Source organism: Actinoplanes sp. NPDC051633, from assembly GCF_040681735.1.
Taxonomy (GTDB): Bacteria; Actinomycetota; Actinomycetes; order Mycobacteriales; family Micromonosporaceae; genus Actinoplanes.
This window is the reverse complement of sequence record NZ_JBFAZH010001193.1, coordinates 1-2,321: the sequence shown is the minus strand read 5'-3', so window position 1 is coordinate 2,321 and position 2,321 is coordinate 1. Positions and strand designations below refer to the sequence as shown.

The window sequence follows — 2,321 nt, the reverse complement described above, 5'->3', positions numbered from 1 at the left end:
GCCGAACCGTCCTGCGCGACGGGACCGTCCGGGAGCTGTCGTCGCTGCGCCGCGAGCTGGGGCGGGTACGCCGGAACGGCTTCGCGTTCGACCTGGAGGCCGGCGAGCGCGGCGTGAACGCGGTCGGCGTGCCGGTTCCCGGATCCAACGGCCGGGCCGCCGCCGCGGTCGTCGTCACCTGCTCCGCCCTGCGATCCGGCCGGGCGCGGCTGCTCGACCTCGTGCCGCCGGCCCGCCGGACCGCGGAGCGCATCGCGCGGGCTCAGGCGCCGGAGTAGAGGCGGACGATCCGCTCGGTCTCCTCGTCGTCGCGCCAGCCCGCGGTCGCCCCACCGTCGATGCTGATGTTCTGCCCGGTCACCCAGGACGACTCGTCCGCGGCGAGATAGACCGCCAGCTGCGCGATGTCGTCGCCGGTGCCGGGCCGCCGGATCAGGTGGTTGCGAAGCTGCCAGGCCCGCAGGGTGTCGTCGACGGCGGCGTCCGTCGCGGGTGACGAGACGAAGCCGGGGGAGATGGTGTTGACGCGTACCCCGAACCGGGCGCCCTCGACGGCGAGCGACCGGCCCATCGACACGATCGCGCCCTTGGCGGCGGCGTGGGCGACCTGCCCGAGGGGGCCGACGCCGCGCAGGGCGGAGTAGGACGCGGTGTTGATGACCACGCCGCCGTCCCGGCACAGGTGCTTCCACGCCGGGCTGGTGGTGTGGAAGACGATGTCCAGCTCCACCCGCATCACGTGCCGCCACAGGTCCAGGGTCATCGCGGAGAACTGGCAGAACCCGAAGCCGGCCGCGTTGTTGTAGAGCACGTCCAGCCCACCGAGCCGCTCGACGCCCTGCTCGATCCACGCCTCGGCCGCGGCGGGGTCGGTGAGGTCGACGTCGTCGCCCCACGCCTCGTACCCCTTGTCGCGCAGCTCGGCAGCGGTGGCCCCGGCCGCGCCCGGCTTGACGTCGCAGCCGACGACCCGGGCCCCGTGCTGGGCGAACAGCTGCTGGGCGGCCGCGCCCTGGCCACCCGCGGTGCCGGTGATCAGGACCCGTTTCCCGGCCAGGCGGCGTGGTGCGTCGTCAACACTCGTCATGGGGCTCTCCTCGGCGCAGCGATCAACTGCATACACTTTTGCGCCGAGGGGCGGGTTCCGTCACCGGCGGAGCACGGGAATTCCGCTCTGCGGAATGATCAGGCGGCGACGATCAGGCGGCGGGCGGGACGGCCGCCGCGTCGCCCCAGACGGCGAGCTCACCGCGGGCCAGGCACACGATCAGGAAGCGGTCCGGGCCGGTGACCGCCCAGGACTCGAAGTCCGCGTCGACGTCGACCCGCAGCTTCGACCCACTGTCGAAGGTGATCTCGAGCTCGCCGGCGGCGTTCGCCTGCGCCGCCCGGACCACGTCGCCGAGCAGCGTCGCGAACGCGTCCGACGGGTTGTCGCCGGGCTCGACGTCGACCCGGCCGTCCGGGCCCTGCAGGTGGGCCGGGGTCTCGATGAAGACCTGACAACCGCCGGAGAAGCTCAGGGCGATGGCGTGGCCGAGCCCCAGATATTCCAGCTTCTTCCCGATCAGCGGGCTGATCGGCCGCGATTGCCGCGGACGTCGTCCAGCGCCCATTTCGGCGACCATGACTGGCAACATGAGTACCTCGATCGGCTTGTTCTCCCTGGTGACGGCAGGACCGTAGCCCGCGCTTCCATAAGGGAGCCTTAAAGCCTCCGAAGAGATTCGTGAAAGGCACCTTGCACGCCCGTGGCACAGTGATGGCCATCGATTGGCGGCCGAGGGACCACTCTCGGCTCACGGGAGGGTGCATCATGGCCTCGAGAAGACTTCCCGCCGCGCTGACCGCGGTGGTGACCGCCGCCGTGCTCGCGGTGGTGGCGCCCGCCGCGGCGTCCGCGGCACCAGGTCTGACACAGCCGCCGGCCAGAGCTCCGGGAAAGGTGTCGGGCACGTCGGTGCGGGTCACGTTGATCACCGGTGACCGCGTCACCATCGCGCCGGGCGGGCAGCTCGCCGTCGAGCGCGCGCCGGGCCGCGAGACGGTCCAGTTCGTCAGCCGCAGGTCCGGCGGTCACCAGTACGTGATCCCGGCCGACGCGCTGCCGCTGCTGCGGGGCGGCCGGCTGGACCAGCGGCTGTTCGACATCACCGCACTGCGGGAGTTCGGCTATACCGGTGAGGCGGATCTTCCGCTGCTGATCGCGTACCCGAAGGCCGGTAGCCGTAAGGGGTCGGCGAGCGCGCGGGCGGCGACCGGCGCCACGGTCCGCGTGACCCGCGATCTTTCCGGGGTGGGCGCGCTCGCGGTGCGCGCGC

The 2,321-nt window shown here is 72.5% G+C and carries 3 protein-coding genes and 1 pseudogene; 2 read left to right on the top strand and 2 right to left on the bottom strand.

Annotated features, from left to right (window positions below; translation table 11 throughout):
• Window positions 1–278 (top strand): IclR family transcriptional regulator C-terminal domain-containing protein (locus AB0M20_RS38900; RefSeq protein ID WP_364305995.1); only part of this gene is annotated, 278 nt, incomplete at its 5' end.
• Here the strand turns inward: AB0M20_RS38900 and AB0M20_RS38895 are convergent.
• Together AB0M20_RS38895 and AB0M20_RS38890 are read right to left on the bottom strand one after the other, a co-directional pair.
• Window positions 263–1,087, bottom strand: a complete 825-nt coding sequence (locus tag AB0M20_RS38895) for an SDR family NAD(P)-dependent oxidoreductase (protein WP_364305992.1) — start codon at window positions 1,085–1,087, stop codon at window positions 263–265. The genes AB0M20_RS38900 and AB0M20_RS38895 overlap by 16 nt on opposite strands.
• A gap of 112 nt (window positions 1,088–1,199) precedes the next feature.
• A complete protein-coding gene (locus tag AB0M20_RS38890; protein WP_364305991.1) occupies window positions 1,200–1,628 on the bottom strand; it encodes a DUF6188 family protein in 429 nt (142 codons plus the stop codon).
• A gap of 188 nt (window positions 1,629–1,816) precedes the next feature.
• On the opposite strand from AB0M20_RS38890, the pseudogene AB0M20_RS38885 reads away from it, so the two are divergent.
• Window positions 1,817–2,321, top strand: a pseudogene (locus tag AB0M20_RS38885) (peptidase S8); the annotation flags it as partial.

Coding starts and splice junctions, on each gene's coding strand:
- AB0M20_RS38895 (WP_364305992.1), bottom strand. CDS start 1,087: ATGACGAGTGTTGACGACGCACCACGCCGCCTGGCCGGGAAACGGGTC.
- AB0M20_RS38890 (WP_364305991.1), bottom strand. CDS start 1,628: ATGGTCGCCGAAATGGGCGCTGGACGACGTCCGCGGCAATCGCGGCCG.